15 protein-coding genes are annotated in these 14,882 nt (G+C 68.0%); 8 read left to right on the forward strand and 7 right to left on the reverse strand.

Annotated elements, in window-relative coordinates:
- Positions 1-25 precede the first annotated feature (25 nt).
- A complete protein-coding gene (locus VV02_RS03505; RefSeq protein ID WP_052589874.1) occupies positions 26-235 on the reverse strand; it encodes a DUF2191 domain-containing protein in 210 nt (69 codons plus the stop codon).
- A gap of 148 nt (positions 236-383) precedes the next feature.
- Between VV02_RS03505 and VV02_RS03510 the strand changes: the two genes are divergently transcribed.
- A complete protein-coding gene (locus tag VV02_RS03510; RefSeq protein ID WP_052589876.1) occupies positions 384-1,295 on the forward strand; it encodes a UbiA family prenyltransferase in 912 nt (303 codons plus the stop codon).
- Between the two features lie 115 nt (positions 1,296-1,410).
- Positions 1,411-2,754, forward strand: a complete 1,344-nt coding sequence (locus tag VV02_RS03515) for a tannase/feruloyl esterase family alpha/beta hydrolase (RefSeq protein ID WP_083449875.1) — start codon at positions 1,411-1,413, stop codon at positions 2,752-2,754.
- A 4-nt stretch (positions 2,755-2,758) separates the two neighbouring features.
- Here VV02_RS03515 and VV02_RS03520 read toward each other — a convergent pair whose 3' ends face one another.
- Together VV02_RS03520 and VV02_RS25870 are read right to left on the reverse strand one after the other, a co-directional pair.
- On the reverse strand, positions 2,759-3,187 hold the full coding sequence (locus tag VV02_RS03520) for a DUF2752 domain-containing protein (protein WP_052589878.1): 429 nt from the start codon (positions 3,185-3,187) through the stop codon (positions 2,759-2,761).
- Positions 3,162-3,608 carry a TM2 domain-containing protein gene (locus VV02_RS25870; protein ID WP_083449876.1) on the reverse strand — a complete coding sequence of 149 codons (447 nt, stop codon included), beginning with the start codon at positions 3,606-3,608 and terminating at the stop codon, positions 3,162-3,164. Before VV02_RS25870 ends, VV02_RS03520 begins: the two co-directional genes overlap by 26 nt.
- A gap of 356 nt (positions 3,609-3,964) precedes the next feature.
- Between VV02_RS25870 and VV02_RS03530 the strand changes: the two genes are divergently transcribed.
- Positions 3,965-5,572 carry a DHA2 family efflux MFS transporter permease subunit gene (locus VV02_RS03530; RefSeq protein WP_052589879.1) on the forward strand — a complete coding sequence of 536 codons (1,608 nt, stop codon included), beginning with the start codon at positions 3,965-3,967 and terminating at the stop codon, positions 5,570-5,572.
- A gap of 75 nt (positions 5,573-5,647) precedes the next feature.
- Here the strand turns inward: VV02_RS03530 and VV02_RS03535 are convergent, their stop codons facing one another.
- The 3 genes from VV02_RS03535 to VV02_RS03545 form a co-directional block, all read right to left on the reverse strand.
- Positions 5,648-6,007, reverse strand: a complete 360-nt coding sequence (locus VV02_RS03535) for a type II toxin-antitoxin system PemK/MazF family toxin (RefSeq protein ID WP_245632986.1) — start codon at positions 6,005-6,007, stop codon at positions 5,648-5,650.
- On the reverse strand, positions 6,000-6,239 hold the full coding sequence (locus tag VV02_RS03540; RefSeq protein WP_052589881.1) for a hypothetical protein: 240 nt from the start codon (positions 6,237-6,239) through the stop codon (positions 6,000-6,002). The genes VV02_RS03535 and VV02_RS03540 overlap by 8 nt, the downstream gene beginning before the upstream one ends.
- Before the next feature lie 255 nt (positions 6,240-6,494).
- On the reverse strand, positions 6,495-7,322 hold the full coding sequence (locus tag VV02_RS03545) for a helix-turn-helix transcriptional regulator (protein ID WP_052596492.1): 828 nt from the start codon (positions 7,320-7,322) through the stop codon (positions 6,495-6,497).
- Positions 7,323-7,482: 160 nt separating this feature from the next.
- On the opposite strand from VV02_RS03545, the gene VV02_RS03550 reads away from it, so the two are divergent.
- The 5 genes from VV02_RS03550 to mgrA all read left to right on the forward strand — a co-directional run bounded on the left by VV02_RS03550 (position 7,483) and on the right by mgrA (position 13,250).
- Positions 7,483-8,916: an MFS transporter gene (locus tag VV02_RS03550; RefSeq protein WP_245632987.1), complete on the forward strand. Its 1,434-nt coding sequence runs from the start codon at positions 7,483-7,485 to the stop codon at positions 8,914-8,916.
- A gap of 273 nt (positions 8,917-9,189) precedes the next feature.
- Positions 9,190-10,053, forward strand: coding sequence for a peptidoglycan-binding domain-containing protein (locus VV02_RS03555; protein ID WP_052589883.1), 864 nt, complete (start codon positions 9,190-9,192; stop codon positions 10,051-10,053).
- Between the two features lie 42 nt (positions 10,054-10,095).
- On the forward strand, positions 10,096-10,926 hold the full coding sequence (locus tag VV02_RS03560) for a peptidoglycan-binding domain-containing protein (protein ID WP_157063257.1): 831 nt from the start codon (positions 10,096-10,098) through the stop codon (positions 10,924-10,926).
- Positions 10,927-11,179: 253 nt separating this feature from the next.
- Positions 11,180-12,160, forward strand: a complete 981-nt coding sequence (locus VV02_RS03565) for an NBR1-Ig-like domain-containing protein (RefSeq protein ID WP_052589884.1) — start codon at positions 11,180-11,182, stop codon at positions 12,158-12,160.
- Positions 12,161-12,206: 46 nt separating this feature from the next.
- Positions 12,207-13,250: an L-glyceraldehyde 3-phosphate reductase gene (mgrA, locus tag VV02_RS03570; protein ID WP_052589885.1), complete on the forward strand. Its 1,044-nt coding sequence runs from the start codon at positions 12,207-12,209 to the stop codon at positions 13,248-13,250.
- Positions 13,251-13,399: 149 nt separating this feature from the next.
- On the opposite strand, the gene VV02_RS03575 is transcribed toward mgrA, so the two are convergent.
- Positions 13,400-14,404 carry an IS481 family transposase gene (locus tag VV02_RS03575; protein ID WP_052589307.1) on the reverse strand — a complete coding sequence of 335 codons (1,005 nt, stop codon included), beginning with the start codon at positions 14,402-14,404 and terminating at the stop codon, positions 13,400-13,402.
- Positions 14,405-14,882: the final 478 nt, after the last annotated feature.

The following is a 14,882-nucleotide window of genomic DNA, read 5'->3' on the forward strand; positions in this document are numbered from 1 at the left end:
TCCCTCGGGAGAGGGACGTCGCGGGTCAGCTGGTCGGCGGGCTGGCCGTCAGCTCGGCGCCGCTCATCGAGCGGACCGGCAGACGGGGCTGGGTGCGGAGCGCGGCCACGCGGTAGACCTCCTTGCGGAGGCCTTCGGCAACCAGCTCGTTCAGAGTGACGTGATGCTGGCGCCCGACAGCTTGCGCGCGTTCGACCAGAGCATCCGGGATATCAATTTCAACCGTGGTCCTCACGTCTCTCGACGTTACTCCGGGTCGGGCCGAATGTTCCGCATTCGCATCAACGGGTCCTCCACTCGCGTCGACGGGTCCTCCGATCGAGGGGTGTCGCTCCCGCGGGCGGGGGACGTCGTACGCCGGCCGCTCGCCTTGGCTGGTCCTCGTGACCACCCTCGTACGCCCGCCCACGAGCACGACCCGCCCGTCGCTGCTGTCCGTCTCGCGTGATCTCAGTGCCCTGGTACGCCCGTGGTTCTGGCCGATGTCGATGGCGCCGGTGGCGTTCGGCTCGTTCCTCGCGACCCACGCCTGGCCGTCACCGGGCGACTGGCTGCGCCTCGGTCTCGTGATGCTGACCGTCGGGCCCCTGGTGTGGGCCAGTGTCTTCGCCGTCAACGATGCGTACGACGTCGACACCGACCGCCTCAACCCTCGCAAGGCGCACTCGATGGCGGTGCGCTCGCGGATGACGACCGAGTCGTTGGTCTTCCGCAGTCTGGAGGCGGGGTTACTGGCCGTCGTCGTCGCGTGGCTGGCCGCCGGGGTGACCTTCGCCTTCGGGACGCTCGTCGTCGTGGCCCTCGGATGGGCGTACAGCGTGCCGCCTCTGCGGCTCAAGGCCAGGGCGGGCTGCGACGTTCTGGTCAACGCTCTCGTCATCGGTCCGGTGGGGATCCTCGGCGGCTGGCAGCTCGAGCGGCCGATGTCCCAATTCCCATGGGCCATGGGCGTTCTCGCGTTCGTGGTCGCCGCCGCGCTGTACCTGCCGACCACGCTCATCGACCTTCCCGCGGACCGGGCAGCCGGCGTACGGACGACGGCCGTGCGGCTGGGTGAGCGGACGACGTACGGGCTCTCGCTGGCGATCTGGACGCTCGCGGTCAGCGGTCCGATCGTGCTCGCCGCGCTCGACTACGTGTTCCCGCGGGAGCTGCTGTCGTTCCACGTCGTGACGGCCCCGGTGCTGATCGCGCTGTACGCCGACCGATTGCGTCGGCCGTCGATCGCCGGACTCGCTGTGGTTGCCGCTGCGCTCGGGCTGTGCTTCCTGCGCTTCGTCGTCGCCCTCGCCTGAGGGCGATGGGCAGCCGTGCCGAACGGCAGGTAGCACTGGCCGAATGGCACTGGTCGCGCGGTCGTGCCGATTCCTACGTTGGCAAGCATCCCCGCTGCGTCGACGAAGGAGAACCATGAACCTCACCACTCGCCTCGCGCCGGCTGTGCTCGCGCTCACCGTGAGCGCGCCGTTCGCCGTGGCCCCCGCGCAGGCCACGCCAGCCCCGTCGCCGGAGTCCAACGCTGCTCGGTTCTGGCCGGTGGTCCCCGGCGCCGTGCACCAGGTCAAGGTCCGCCTCGGCGACCTCACGACCGCGGGCACGGTCACGAGCGGCCACACCGATCCCGCCGACTGGGCAGGACTGGAAGCGCCGGGAACAACCCGGCCGAGCGGCGTACCCGGCATCCAGATCGACGGCTACTTCCCCGACACCTCGACCTTCAACACCGACCACGGCTGGAACCACGACAGCCAGTTCGTGATTCGGCTGCCCGACCACTGGAACGGTGGCCTCGTGGTCGCTGGACCACCCGGCGTCCGCAAGCAGTACGCCAGCGACCGCATCATCGGCGATCGAGCGCTCGCCCAGGGCTACGCCTACGCCTCGACCGACAAGGGCAACAGCGGCGACACGCTGTACCTCGACGGCAAGCGGCCTGGCGACGCAATCATGGAGTGGAACCAGCGAATGACTCAGCTCACCAGGGCTGCGAAAACCGTTGTGGCGCAACGGTATATGCGCAGACCACAGCACACGTACGTCGCCGGCCTCTCCGCTGCGGGCTACCTCGTGCGCTGGCAGCTGGAGAACAACCCCGGGATGTACGACGGCGGAATCGACTGGAACGGCTTGCTTTTCACGCCCAAGAACAGTCTGCTGTCGACCTTGCCTCCGGCTCTCCGTGCCTACCCACGTCTCAAGGCGGGCCAGGCGAGCGCGCGCAACGAGCTGCTGGCGGCCGGCTATCCCGCGACTTCGGAGCCGACCTGGGGATGGCACTACGCCAACCAGTGGGACTTCTTCCAGCGGGTCGTCCGCGAGGAGCTCGACCCGTCGTACGACGGTGATCGACTGGGCGGGACACCGTTCTGCGCGGAGGGCACAGGGGCGGGTTGCGACACCGACTACGACCTGAGCAAGCGCCCGCAGTCAGTGCAGAACGCCGTACGTCGGGTGTCCCTGACCGGGAAGCTCAAGCGTCCGCTGATCACGCTGCACGGGACGAACGACGCCCTGGTGCCGATCACGCGTACCTCAGATGTCTACGACGACATGGCGCGGCCACGGCTGCACCGCTACTACCGGATCGTCGGAGGAGCGCACGTCGACGGACTGGCGGGAGCCTTCCCGGGCGTCATCGCGCCGATGCTGCCGTGCTTCGACGCAGGGTTCGACGCGCTGGTCCGCTGGACCCACGGCGTACGGCCTCCGGTCAGCGCCACCGTCACACCGGGCAAGGGGACCTGCGCGCTGTAGGCGGTCAGTAAGGGCCGGACCAGTCGCCTCGAGCGACCAGGATCATCCGGGTCACACCCCACACGGCAGTCACGACGGTCAGGACGACGACGGACAGCCGGACGGCGCGGCCCGAGGGCAGCGGCCGGCGTACGACCAGGAGCCCGATGAGCGCGACTGCCATGACCAGGGTGAGCGGGCCGAGGATGTGCTCCTGGAACGCTGTGTGCAGATCGCCGTGTGCGGTCGCGACCCAGGACCGGGTGAGCCCGCAGGTCGGGCACGGGAGCCCGGTCAGCCGCCGGAACGGGCAGAGGGTCGGCCCGCTCTGGACAGCAGAAGGCGGAAGGACCGCCGCCGCCGACACGGCAGCGACGAGTCCTCCCGCCAGCCACGCCGGCATCCGGCGTGGTGCGTGCTGACTCAGATCAGGGGAGTGGACGGCCCTGAGCATCCGGGAGCTTTCGCATGGCGATCATGATGAAGTCGATGATGCTCCAGATGCCACAGCCACCGAGGGTCACGAGCTTGAGGATGCCCAGACCGGTGTAGCCGAGGTAGAAGCGGTCGACGCCGAGGCCGCCCAGGAAGAACGACAGCAGCATCGTGGTCATCCACTCCTTGTCGGAGAAGACGCCCTGCACCTGCTGTGCCGGGAAGTACGGGCTGTTGCCGTGGCGGACGGCGGTGTCGCCCTTGAGCTGGCCGCTCTGGGCCATGTTGCGCAGGTCGTTGACGTGGTACGGACCCTGCTCCTGACCCATGAGGGACACGAAGAACGGACCCTCAGGGGAGAGCTGGCCGCCCCCGGGCTGCTGCGGACCGGGGCCCTGGGGCGGGCCGGCGGGCGGCTGCTGCGGAGGAATGCTGGACATGACGTTCCCTTCAACGGACGTGCAGATTTGGGGTGGTGCAGCTGCGCACCACCGCGAGACAGAGCACCCGGAAGGTAGCGCAGACCGGGGTCCGACGTCCCTTTCCTGGCTATAAGTTCCGCGCATCGTGACCTGGTCCACGTGGTGGGACCGGCGGCGGCACCCCTTCGCGGTGAACGCGTACGCCGGGAGACCCGGGAAAGCCCCTCGCGCCTTGTCGTACCGCGGGCTTAGGCTATTGAAGGTTCGGGCACACCTGTGGCGCGCTCGACCCGTCGGCGGGGGCCCCTGGACCTCGTTGCGTATGGCCACGTCAGCACGACGCGGTCCCTCATTGCCAGCGGAAAGGACCGCACGTGGCTACCCCTGCCGCACCTGAATATCCCGAGAAGATCGACGCCGCAGTTCTCAAGATCGCCGGTTGCGTCATCCTCGGCGTGATCATGTCGATCCTCGACATCACGGTCGTGAACGTCGCACTTCCGACCTTCCAGACCACGTTCGCCGACAACGGCCAGTCGCTGGACTACAGCACGGTCGCCTGGACCGTGACGGCCTACACCCTCGCGCTCGCCACCGTCATCCCGCTGACCGGCTGGGCCGCGGACCGCTTCGGCACCAAGCGTCTCTACATCCTGGCGCTGGGCCTGTTCACCGTCGGCTCGGTGCTCTGCGCCACCGCCGGCTCGATCGAGATGCTGATCGGATTCCGCATCCTGCAGGGTCTCGGCGGCGGCATGTTGATGCCGCTCGGCATGACAATCCTGACGCACGCCGCCGGTCCGGAGCGCATGGGCCGCCTGATGGCGATCCTCGGCGTACCGATGCTGCTCGGCCCGATCATGGGCCCGATCATCGGTGGTTGGCTGATCGACCACGCCAGCTGGCACTGGATCTTCCTGATCAACCTGCCGCTCGGCATCACCGCGATCATCTACGCGTTCTTCGCTCTCCCCAACGACGAGCCACATCCCTCGGAGACCTTCGACTTCTTGGGCATGCTGCTGATGTCGCCCGGTCTCGCGCTGTTCCTGTACGGCATCTCCTCGATCCCGGGTGAGGGCACCTTCGCCTCCGCCAAGGTGCTGATCCCGATGCTCATCGGTGTGGCGCTCATCGTGGCGTTCATCTTCCACACCTTCCGGCCCGAGCATCCGCTGCTGGATCTGCGGCTGTTCAAGAACCGCAACCTGTCGGTCTCGATCATCACCATGTTCCTGTTCGTCGCCGCGTTCTTCGGTGGCCTGCTGCTGGTGCCGACCTACTTCCAGCAGGTGCGCGGTGAGTCCGTGACGATGTCGGGTGTCATCGTGGCGGCTCAGGGCATCGGCGCCATGGTGACCATGCCGCTCGCAGGCGCACTCGCGGACAAGATCCCGATCGGGCGCTTCGTGCCGATCGGGCTGCTGCTGATCACCGGTGGCATGTTCGCGATGTCGCGGATCGACGAGAACACGTCCTACTGGGGCTACCTGATCCCGGTGCTGTTCGTGATGGGCCTGGGCATGGGCGCCACCATGATGCCGATCATGACGTCGGCCCTGAAGACGTTGCGCGGCAAGGAGATTGCTCGTGGTTCGACGCTGATCAACATCGTTCAGCAGGTGGGTTCGTCCATGGGCGTCGCCATCATGTCGGTGATCTTGACCAACCACTTCAAGAACTCCGACGCCGTCACAGCCGGTCAGGCGATCCAGAAGGCGACCGAGCAGGGTCACCCCGAGCTCGCGCAGAAGGACCCGGCTGTCATCGAGGCCATGCGGTCCGTCGGCGGCAGCGCTGCCAAGCTGAAGGACCTCATCCAGCACGACATGGCGTCCGCGTTCGGCAGCACGTTCCTGGTGGCCGCGGCACTGGTCGCGCTTACCTTCATCCCGGCGTTCTTCCTGCCGCGCAAGCCCTTGGAGCCGGTCGCCGGTCCCGAGGACGGCGGCGAGGAAGAGGTGCCAGTGCTGATGCACTGACCCAGCCACAGCCGTACGGCCTCGGCCCCGTCTCCCTCAGGGAGGCGGGGCCGTCGTCGTACCTGGGCGGCTTCACTACATGGGTGAGCGGTCGCCGATGTCGAGGAAGTCGTCGAGCCAGGAACGAAGCTCCTGCAAGGTCTCCTGGTCGACGCTCCCGGCGTGCTTGGTGATGCGACGCCGGTCGATCGTGCGGGGCTGCTCGGTCATGGCGAACCCGCCGTCCGCCGTCAGACCGGGCACGCCTCCCAGCCGGACATGGTTCGGCAGGCCTCGGTCACGGGTGGTGATCGGCACCACGATCACGACGTTGGGGATGCTGGCGAGGTAATCGGTGCTGGAGACGATCACAGCCGGCCGGTGGCCGCTCTGCTCTGAGCCGACGACAGGACTGAGATTGACCCACACGATCTGACCGCAGAAGAGGTCAGGCACCGTCCAGCCCGTCTTCGCCGGTGGCATCCCACGCGGCGGTCTCAGCGTGGTAGTCGTCGTCCGGCGACAGGGCCGCGTAGCTGGCACGAACCGCAGCAAAGCGCTGCGCGCGGTCGTGCTCGTCCAGGAGACGTTCGAGCAGCGCAGCAGGCGTCACACCCTGTGCGCGGGCGCGCTCGTTGATGCGGTCGCGTGCGTGCGGTGTGACCTTGATGGTGGTGGTTGCTGCCATGTCACCAGCGTATCCCGCACGGTGACCGATTGGTATACGTAACTCGCTACGCTTTCGTAGTCGGCGGCCGTGGCGCCTGCGGTCTCTGGACGACCGAGGTTCGCTCGCGCAAAGTGACTCGCTACCTCGTGGATGCCTCCCCTCGATGGGGGTCACCTGAGAGGTGGCGAGTCACTTTGCGCCTGCAACGGTGGCTGTGGGTCGCCGCGGCGCGCGGCGACCGGCGACCCGCTGGCGCTGGCCGCGCGGCAAGGGTTAGCTGCGGGCGAGGAGCTCGAGGGCGTCGGCGGCCGGCGTACCGGGCTCGGCGTGATAGATCCCGACACGGTGGGTGCTGTCGGACATGCTCAGCACCTCGTACGCGACGTCGATCCGACCGACCAGCGGGTGCTGGAACCGCTTCACGCCAAACCCGCAGTCCTGCACCAGGTGCTTGGCCCACAGCTTGGCGAACTCGTCGCTCTTCTGGCACAGCTCGCCCACGAGCGCGGTCATGTTGGGGTCATCCGGGTTGTTGCTCGAGGAGAAGCGCAGGAACGCGACCATGTCCTTGGCGATCTGAGCCGCGTCGACATAGAGGTCGTGGCCGTCCGGCTCGAGGAAGAACATCTTGATCAGGTTGGGTCGGCAGTGCTTCTGCTGCGGGTGCTCGAAGGACGTCTGGAGCCCAACCAGCTTGTGTCCCAACGGATTCCACGCGAGCACGTCGTTGCAGTGGTCCAGGATCACGGCCGGGTTGGACATCGACATGATCATCGCGACCGTCTCCGGCCGCGCCACGGTCGGCTTGGGGCGCCTCGGCACCCGACCCGGCTCCGGATGGGCCAGGCGGCGCAGGTGCTCGTGCTCCTGAGGGTTGAGCGACAGAGCGCGCGCGAGTGAGTCGATGACGCCGTCAGACGCATTGTGTGAGGCGGACTGCTCGAGGCGCGTGTAGTAGGTCGGGCTGACGCCCGCGAGCTGAGCGATCTCCTCGCGACGGAGGCCGGGGACCCGGCGCGCGCCGTACGACACCAGGCCCGCCTCTTCGGGACTGATCGCGGCGCGACGGATCTTCAGGAACTCACCCAGCTCGGTCGTCATGACAGCCATTGTGCGCCAGGGCTTCCCCGCCAGCCTGACCCTGTCAGTGATACCCAGCCCGGGGGTAGGCAGCGCAGGGGTCTGGTTGGTCCGTCCCAGGACCACGAGGTTAGGACTCGGCCCGAACAGGGCCGACTCCGTACGACACAAGGGGCACCTGGTGACCACCACCCACACACCCGTCGAGGCACCGACCTCGATGACCAGACGACAGCTGCTGGTGCTCGGCCTGCTGCTGGCCTCCCAGTTCATGCTCGCCGTCGACTTCTCGATCCTGAACGTCGCCCTCCCGACCGTCGGCGCCGGCCTCGGCTTCTCCGACGCCAACCTGCAGTGGATCGCGACCGCATTCGCGCTGTGCGCGGCCGGCTTCACCCTGCTGCTCGGCCGGATCGGCGACTACGTCGGTCGCCGCCGGATGTTCCTCATCGGCATGGCCGCCCTCGGCATCGCCTCGCTCGTCGGCGGTCTCGCGACCAACCCGACGATGCTTCTGACCGCCCGCGTCGCACAGGGCCTGGCCACCGCTGCCGTCACGCCGGCGGGACTGTCGCTCCTCACCACGTCCTTCCCCGAAGGCCCGCTGCGCGCGAAGGCGCTCGGCCTGAACAGCGTGATGATGTCGACCGGCTTCACGGCCGGAGCCATCCTCGGCGGCGTCCTCACCGACCTGCTCAGCTGGCGCTGGGCGTTCCTGGTCAACGTCCCGGTGGCCGCCCTGGTCGTCGGGCTCGCACCGTTCCTGCTGCGCGACACGGCCGGCCGCGAGCGCTCGCGCCTCGACATCCCGGGCTCGATCCTCGTCACCACGGGTCTCCTGGCCCTGGTGTACGGCGTCACGCGGGCCGGCGAGGAAGGCGTCACCGACCCGTGGGCCGGCTTGTCAGTCCTGGTCGCCGTCGTCCTGATCGCGTTGTTCTGGCGGGCGGAGGGTCGTCACTCGCACCCGCTCGTGCCGACGTCGATCCTGACCCGTCGCACCATCGGCTGGGGCAACATCGCCGGCTTCATCACGTTCTCGATGGAGAGCTCGCTGGTCATCCTGCTGACGATGTACCTCCAGCACGTCCTGCACCTCAACCCGCTGCAGACCGGTCTGATGCTCGGGGCCATGGGTCTGGGAGCGATCATCGGCGGAGCTGCAGGTCCGCGCCTGATCCAGGCGTTCGGCGTACGACGGACGCTGGCTGGGGGTCTCCTCGTCCAGGCGGCCTTCACGGTGGTTCTCGTCGCACTCGGCCCGTCGAACGGCTGGCTGTGGCTGCTGGCCATCACCACGTTCCTCGGAGCCATCGGCCACGTCGCGGTGATCGTCGGCTTCATGGTGGCGGCGACCTCGGGTCTGCCGGACCACGAGCAGGGACTGGCCACCGGTCTCGCGACGATGACGCAGCAGGTCGGTGTCGCGATGGGCGTACCGATCATGAGCGCGGTCGTGACCGCGGTCGGCTCGTTCGAGGACCTGTCGGCGCTGCGGATCGCCATCGGTGTGGATGCTGCGGTCGTGCTCGTCGCGGCCCTGCTGGTGGCCACGCAGCTGCGGTCGACCAAGCCCGCCTCGGCGGCTGAAGAGCTGGTCCCCGCCCACGCCTGAACCTGGCCGATAGTGCAAGCCGCGTCGCTTCCCGAAACTGGGTAGCGACGCGGCTTGCACTGTCGGCCCAGAGCGTTCGACGCGGTGTCAGACGCACCGAGATCCCTGTCAGACCGCGGAATCTCGCGGCTGACAACACCCCTCGCGGCCCGGTCGCGAGGGGTGTTGTCGTGTCAGGTGTCGTCAGCCGATCCGCGACCCTGCCGGACACCGGGTGCGGCGATCCACGGTGGTGGTCATCACGAGATCGCTACCAACCACCTGGAGTAACCGATGAAGACGATTCTGGCCGGAGCCGCACTGGCGGCCGTCGCCGTTGCCATTCCCGTCGCGTCCGACGCGGCGCAGATCCACGGGTCCGGGAGCGCGACCAAGGCCGCGCCGACCGCCCTTGCGAGCGTCAACATGGAGGCCGTCCTCAAGGCCGCCCAGATCGACCCGCGCCGCGCCGACGACACGCTCACGCCAGGTGCGAAGAGCAGTGTGTTGGCCGTCGAGCAGGCGCTGCAGGCGAAGGGGCTGCTCGACAAGAAGTGGGTCGACGGCTACTTCGGCACCACGACGGTGAAGGCGTACACCGAGTTCCAGAAGTCGATCGGTTACAAGGGCCTCGCCGCGAACGGCGTGCCCGGCAAGTCGTCGCTGGCCAAGCTTGGTGACAAGCGCTTCACCGTCAACCACGCGCTCACACCGGGTGCCCGGGTGACGTTCCGCGGCGCGACGGTCAACACCCGCACCAAGGCCATGCTCGTCAAGACCGAGCAGCTGCTCGGCCGCAAGCTGGTCCTCGAGCAGGGTTCGTACAACCCGGGCGGCGACCCGACCTCCGCCGGCACGCACGACGGTGGCGGAGTCGTCGACATCTCGGTCAAGGGCCTGGACGCCAAGGGCAAGAACACGCTCGTACGCACGCTCCGGACCGTCGGCTTCGCCGCCTGGTCGCGTACGCCAAGCCAGGGCGACTGGCCCTTCCACGTCCACGCGGCCGCCATCAACGACCCCGACCTGTCCAGCCAGGCCCAGCACCAGACGGGCGACTACTACCTCGGCAAGAACGGTCTCGCCAACGGGGCGAAGGACGACGGACCGAAGGTCAACCCGATCCAGACCTGGGAAGAGTTCCAGCGTCAGTCCTGACGCGAATCCGCGACCACCACACCACCACGAAGGAGTACGACCATGCGCACCACCGCCAAGATCCTGACCACGGCAGGTATCTCCACCGCTCTCCTCGCCGGAGGCATCGGAGTGGCCAGCCAGCAGGCCGACGCGGCCAAGGGCACCAGCGTCAACATGGAGGCCGTCGTCAAGGCCGCTCAGTGGGATCCCTACAAGAGCGACCAGTCGATGACCCCGGGCGCCAAGGACAGCGTCAAGGCTGTCGAGTCCGCCCTGGCCGCCAAGGGGCTGCTGTCCAAGAAGTACGTCGACGGGCACTACGGCACGACGACCGTGACGGCGTACGCGAAGTTCCAGAAGTCGCTCGGCTACTCCGGTCTGGACGCGACCGGCCTGCCCGGCAAGGGCTCGCTCACCCAGCTCGGCAAGGGTCGCTACTCGCTGGACCACACGATCTCCGTGGGCGGCAAGACGACGATGGACGGCAAGACCGTCAACACGCGTACGGCCGCGATGGTGAAGGCCGCGGAGAAGAAGGGCGGCCTCAACCTCGTCCTGACGCAGGGTGAGTACAACCCGGGCGGCGTCGACGCGTCGGCCGGCACGCACGACGGTGGCGGCGCGATCGACATCTCGGTCAACAACCTGAACAGCCGCAGCGCAGCGGTCAAGGCGCTGCGCCAGGTCGGCTTCGCCGCCTGGGAGCGGACGCCGGCTCAGGGCTTCGACCCGCACATCCACGCGGTGGCGATCAGCGACACGGACATGGCTCCGGGCGCGCAGGCCCAGATCGGCGACTACTACAAGGGCCTCAACGGTCTGGCCGGTCACGGCGAGGACAACGGCCCGAAGGTCAAGAAGGTGACCTTCGAGGAGTACCAGCGCGGCTGACACGACTCGGTCGTACGCGCGGACGCCTCCCCGGCTGCGCGTGCGACCGGCGAGAACCGTACGGCGTGGGTGGCCAGACCACCTGCGCCGTACGGCTGCCTGGACCTCGGAACCAGGCTCACCCGAGCCGAGTCCGAGCGCGGTACAGGTCGTGACTTCCTAGCCGCCAGAGGCGTTCTGCCGGTTGGTATGGTCGCGCCGTCGCACCCGCGCCGGGCCACGGCTCGGGACGCCAGGGAGGGAGTCCGGACGTATGTCCGACGAGTCATTGGTCAGTCGGAACGAGGCCATCGAGAGCTTCGCCGCGGCGCTCGCAGAGCTCCGGGAGTCGGTGGGCAAGCCGTCGTTCCGCGCCATGTCGGGCCGCTCCGGATGCATCTCGCACACCACGTTGCACGAGGCGATGCAGGGCAACCGGCTGCCGACCTGGGAGACCACGGTCGAGTTCGTCAAGGCCTGCGACGGCGACCCCGAGGACTACCGCGAGCGCTGGTCTGCCGCCGACCGCATCGTCAACCCTGCACCGCCCGTCGAGGACTTCTCCTCGGAGGCGCCTACGCCTCCCGTTGGGCAGCCGGCCGTGCCGTCGTACGCCGGAGCGCCCGTCTCGCAGCCATCCGCCGGTCAGGCGTCGCCCGGGGGAGCGGCCCCGGTGACCGTCACGAGCGGCGGTGGCCCTCGTGGCCGACGAAAAGTTGCGCTGGCCGCAGCGATCGCTGTGGTTGTGGCCGGCGGCGGCGTCGCTGCCTGGAAGCTCACGGGCGACGAGGGCGCGAAGGACAAGGTCTCTGCTTCGGCACAGCTCGAGCAGCCGAACCGAACACCGACCACGTGTCCCATCACCCAGACCAACCCGCCGCCCGCGGACCCGGCTTACCCAGGCGACGGTGCGAAGTTCGTCACGGACCTCACCTACAAGGACTGCAGCAACGTCAGCCCGCGCCTGACCTTCAAGAAAGTCTGGCGGATGCGCAACGCCGGCACCGTGGACTGGAAGGACCGGACACTGCAGCGTCTCGACCTCCCGCAGCGCATCACCGACTGCCAGACGGTCGAACGGATCTCGATCCCCGACACCAAGGCCGGTCAAACCGTCGACATCAAGGTCGAGGTCCGGGCACCCAGCAAGCCCGGTGAGTGCGTCGTGCGCTGGCGGATGAAGGACGACAAGGACCGCGTCGCGTTCCCGGGCGGGCGGCCGCTCTTCTTCCAGGTGCACGTCCGCGGGAAGTGAGCCCCCGGCGTACACCTGCCTGAGGTCGCCGCGCGACGATGGGGGTATGACGTTGCACGCCGATGACTACCAGGCCGACCGCTCCCGCTACGACTCGATGACCTACCGCCGCTGTGGACGCAGCGGCCTCGACCTGCCGGCGATCTCGCTGGGCCTATGGCACAACTTCGGCGGCGACGTGCCGTTGGAGAAGCAGCGGGCCACCTTGCGGCGGGCGTTCGACCGCGGCGTCACGCACTTCGACCTGGCCAACAACTACGGCCCGCCGTACGGCTCGGCCGAGCGCAACTTCGGCGCGATCTTCGCGCAGGACTTCCGGCGCTATCGCGACGAGCTGATCCTGTCGACCAAGGCGGGCTACGACATGTGGCCGGGGCCCTACGGCCAGGGCGGCGGCTCGCGCAAGTACGTCCTGTCCTCGCTCGATCAGTCGCTGCAGCGGATGGGCGTCGACTACGTCGACATCTTCTACAGCCACCGCTTCGACGAGACGACGCCGCTGGAGGAGACCCTCGGCGCGCTCGACACGGCCGTGCGTCAGGGCAAGGCGCTGTACGTCGGCATCTCGTCCTACTCCGGCACCCGCACCCGGGAGGCCATCGAGATCCTCCGTGAGCTCGGCACGCCACTGCTGATCCACCAGCCGTCGTACTCGATGCTGAACCGCTGGGTCGAGGAGGACCTGCTCGACGTGCTGGGTGATGAGGGCGTGGGCTGTATCGCGTTCTCGCCGCTTGCCCAGGGCATGCTCACTGACAAGTACCTCAACGGCATTCCCGCGAATTCCCGTGCTGCACAAGGGAAGTCGCTGGACCCGAAGCTCCTCGATGAGAAGGCGCTGACACACGTACGCGCGCTCAACGAGATCGCGCAGAAGCGCGGCCAGTCGTTGGCGCAGCTCGCGCTCGCCTGGTTGCTGAAGGACTTGCGCGTGACGTCCGTGCTGATCGGCGCATCGAGCGTCGAGCAGCTCGACAACAGTCTGGGCGCGCTCGAGCAGCTGGAGTTCAGCGACGACGAGCTGAAGGCGATCGATCAGCACGCGGTCGACGCCGGCATCAACCTCTGGCACAACTCCTCCGACGCCTGACCCGCCACCGCCGGTCGAGTAGCCGGAGCGCTAGCGGAGGCGTATCGAGACCTGGTGACCGCGTGCGGCTGGTCTCGATACGGCTCGCCCTAAGGGCTCGCCTACTCGACCGGCGATGGGGGACGTTGGTTGGTCGAGTAGCCGGAGCGCTAGCTGTTGCTGCGCATGAGGTTGGTGACACGGGCTGGGAGGCGTGAGGCTGGTGGCTGGTCTCCGGCGGCGGTGTGGGGCCGATGGTAGTTGTAGTGGACCTGCCACACCCGAAGCCGATCGCGGCGGTGCTGCTCGGACTCGAACACGGCGGCGTACAGGAGCTCGCGGGCCAGGGTCTGTTGGTAGCGCTCGACCTTGCCGTTGTGCTTAGGCGTGAAGGGTTTGGTCCGTTGGTGCTTGGCGGCGAAGGAGTGCACGGCGCGGGTGAAGTCATGCGCGCGGTAGCAGGCGCCGTTGTCGGTCACGATGCGGGTGAAGCGGGTGATGCCGTGCGCGGTGAAGAACACCCGGGCGCGGAACATGAACCCGATGGCGGTGGCAGCCTTCTCATCGTCGTGGGCCTCGGTGTAGGCCAGCCGGGAGAAGCCGTCCACGGCCGAGTGCAGGTAGGTGTACCCGATCCGTTGGCCCTTCTTACGGGCCCGGTCAGAGGCCTTGGCCTGGGGTGAGTGCTTGCCGTGAGCTCGCCAGCCGCCGCCGTCGGGGATGCGTCCGACCTTCTTCACATCCAGGTGGGTCATGTGACCGGGGTAGCGAGCGATGATCTTTCCCGGTGCTCGTAGTGGTTCGCCATCGACGTCGAGGTGGCGTAGACGATTCAGGCCGTATCGGACCAGGATCCGGCTGATCGTGCAGACCGCGACGTCGGTGCCTTCCTGGGCCAGCTCGAGATGGATCCGGCGCGCGGACCACTTGCGTTTGCGTAGCTCGATGATCTGCTCGATGACCGCCTTGGGTGTAGCGGTCGGTGAGTGCTCGGGGCGGCTGGTCCGGTCGTGCAGGCCAGCGTCGCCGTGGCGCCGCCAGCGGGCGTACCACTTGGACAGGCACTGACGAGAGACCGCGGCCTCGGCCGCGACGTGCGCGATCGGCCGGTGCTGACAGCGGCGGACAAGACGACGGCGGCCCTCGAACGACAGGGCGGCACTACCGTGAGGCATAGGGCAGGTTCCTTCGGCTGACTCGACGTGATGAACGGCTAGACACCTTCATCCTGTCGCCGCAGGGACCTGCCCGTCCTTAACCCGCCGGCCGTGTCACCAACCTCATGACCCGCAACAGCTAGCGGAGGGGTATCGAGACCTGCTGCGGCGCGGGGAGACTCAGCGCTCGCGGTCACCTGGTCTCGATACGGCTCGCCTTGGCGGCTCGCCTACTCGACCGGCGATGGGGGACGTTGGTTGGTCGAGTAGCCGGAGCGCTAGCGGAGCCGTATCGAGACCTGGTGACCGCGTGCGGCTGGTCTCGATACGGCTCGCCCTAGGGGGTCGCCTACTCGACCGGCGATGGGGGACGTTGGTTGGTCGAGTAGCCGGAGCGCTAGCGCAGGCGTATCGAGACCTGGTGACCGCGTGCGGCTGGTCTCGATACGGCTCGCCTTGGCGGCTCGCCTACTCGACCGGCGATGGGGGACGTTCG

Origin of the sequence: Luteipulveratus mongoliensis (assembly GCF_001190945.1) — a bacterium.
Taxonomy (GTDB): Bacteria; Actinomycetota; Actinomycetes; order Actinomycetales; family Dermatophilaceae; genus Luteipulveratus; species Luteipulveratus mongoliensis.

Coding starts and splice junctions, on each gene's coding strand:
- VV02_RS03515 (WP_083449875.1), top strand. CDS start 1,411: ATGAACCTCACCACTCGCCTCGCGCCGGCTGTGCTCGCGCTCACCGTG.
- VV02_RS03520 (WP_052589878.1), bottom strand. CDS start 3,187: ATGCTCAGGGCCGTCCACTCCCCTGATCTGAGTCAGCACGCACCACGC.
- VV02_RS25870 (WP_083449876.1), bottom strand. CDS start 3,608: ATGTCCAGCATTCCTCCGCAGCAGCCGCCCGCCGGCCCGCCCCAGGGC.
- VV02_RS03540 (WP_052589881.1), bottom strand. CDS start 6,239: ATGGCAGCAACCACCACCATCAAGGTCACACCGCACGCACGCGACCGC.
- VV02_RS03545 (WP_052596492.1), bottom strand. CDS start 7,322: ATGACGACCGAGCTGGGTGAGTTCCTGAAGATCCGTCGCGCCGCGATC.
- VV02_RS03555 (WP_052589883.1), top strand. CDS start 9,190: ATGAAGACGATTCTGGCCGGAGCCGCACTGGCGGCCGTCGCCGTTGCC.
- VV02_RS03560 (WP_157063257.1), top strand. CDS start 10,096: ATGCGCACCACCGCCAAGATCCTGACCACGGCAGGTATCTCCACCGCT.
- VV02_RS03565 (WP_052589884.1), top strand. CDS start 11,180: ATGTCCGACGAGTCATTGGTCAGTCGGAACGAGGCCATCGAGAGCTTC.
- mgrA (WP_052589885.1), top strand. CDS start 12,207: ATGACGTTGCACGCCGATGACTACCAGGCCGACCGCTCCCGCTACGAC.
- VV02_RS03575 (WP_052589307.1), bottom strand. CDS start 14,404: ATGCCTCACGGTAGTGCCGCCCTGTCGTTCGAGGGCCGCCGTCGTCTT.